The 1,465-nt window shown below is 64.5% G+C and carries 2 protein-coding genes; one reads left to right on the top strand and one right to left on the bottom strand.

Going from position 1 to position 1,465, the window contains the following annotated elements:
• A partial coding sequence (locus AC1DS3_RS38615; RefSeq protein ID WP_477129361.1) for a hypothetical protein occupies positions 1-213 on the top strand: 213 nt, incomplete at its 5' end.
• Positions 214-241: 28 nt separating this feature from the next.
• Here the strand turns inward: AC1DS3_RS38615 and dapA are convergent.
• Entirely contained in the window at positions 242-1,228 is a 987-nt protein-coding gene (gene dapA, locus AC1DS3_RS38610; RefSeq protein WP_441640563.1) for a 4-hydroxy-tetrahydrodipicolinate synthase, read from the bottom strand.
• Between the last annotated feature and the right edge of the window lie 237 nt (positions 1,229-1,465).

Genomic DNA, 1,465 nt, shown 5'->3' with positions numbered 1-1,465 from the left:
CATCCGGCGCGCCTTTTTTGCCTACTTTTTTGGCAAGACAAAAAAGTAGGTCGCCGCCCCGCAGGGGTGGTGAAACTGCAGTTGAAGTTGAAGTTGAAGTTGCAGTTGCAGTTGCAGTTGCAGTTGCAGTTGCAGTTGCAGTTGCAGTGGCAGTTGCAGTGGCAGTTGACTGCAGTTGACGTTAAGCAGTCCCCCTTAACGCTGAAGGCCTGAAGGCTCGAACGCTCGAAAGCCCGCCAGGTCAGCCGAGCAATTCGGGAGCCACCACCCCAAGCTGCTCGCAGGCCCGTGCCAGAGCCGCCTCCAGGGCCCCGCTGGCAAGCGTCATCGGCGCACGCAACTCATTGCGCAGCCATCCTTCGCGCGCCAGCATGGCCTTGAGCGGGCCCGGATTGGGCTCGGCGAACAGCAGCTTGATCATCGGCATCAAGGCATGGAAAAGCCGGCGCGCATGCTCGAGCCGCTGCCCCGCCACCGCCTGCGCGAGCGCCACGAACAGCGCCGGATACAAATGAGCCGAAGCGATGATCGCGCCCGTGCCGCCCAGGCACAGCGTGCCCAGCAACTGGTGATCCTCCCCCGCCAGCACGCTCAAGCGAGCGTCGGCAATGACGGCCTGCGTGCCGAGGTAATCGCCGCCGCAATCCTTGATGGCGCGGATATTCGGATGAGCGGCCAGCGCCAGGATGGTTTCCGTCTCCAGCTTCACGCCGGTCCGGTAGGGAATGTCGTACAGCACCAGCGGCGCGGGAGCGCTGTCGGCCAGCGCGCGGAAATAATCCAGCAGGCCGGCCTGCGACGGACGGACGTAATGGGGCGCAGGCGCCAGCAGCCCGGCCAGCGGCCGCTCRGCCAGCCGGCGCACGCGCGCCTGCACCTGCTTCACCTGGCTGCCCGCCACGCCCATCATCACCGGCAAGCTGCCGGCACTGGCCAGCACGGTATCCAGCACGGCCAATTGCTCGGCCTCATCGAGCGCGGCCGCCTCACCGGTGCTGCCGCACACCACGATCCCGGCGATGCCGCTGCCGGCGTAGTGCAACACCAGGCGGGCCAGCTCGGGAAAATCGACCGAGCCGTCGGCAAATGGCGTCACCAATGGCAGCCAGATTCCTGAAAAAACTTGTGGTGCCTGCGAATCCTGCTGGGCTTGTTGGGCTTGTTGGGCTTGTTGGGCTTGTTGGGCTTGCTGGGCTTGCTGGGCTTGAGCTTGATCTGCTGCTTGCATCGAATCACTCCTGTACGACCGGTCAATAAAAACCGTGCAGAAGCGCGCCGGGTGGCAGATGAGCCCGCGTGGGGCAGTGGGAAAGCCTGAACCTTGAAACCTGGCCTCGCCCCTGTACGCTGGTACGCAGGTGCCGCTCCGTCGCTCATCTGACGGAAGCAGCGCCCCGGTCAGATGAGCGGCTGTTTTTTGGCTTTGGCGCGCGCCGGCACMTGCCGCTGCGAGGCAGGGCAAACA

This window comes from Cupriavidus sp. 01L46 (genome assembly GCF_056399905.1).
This window is presented reverse-complemented; position numbering and strand designations above follow the sequence as displayed.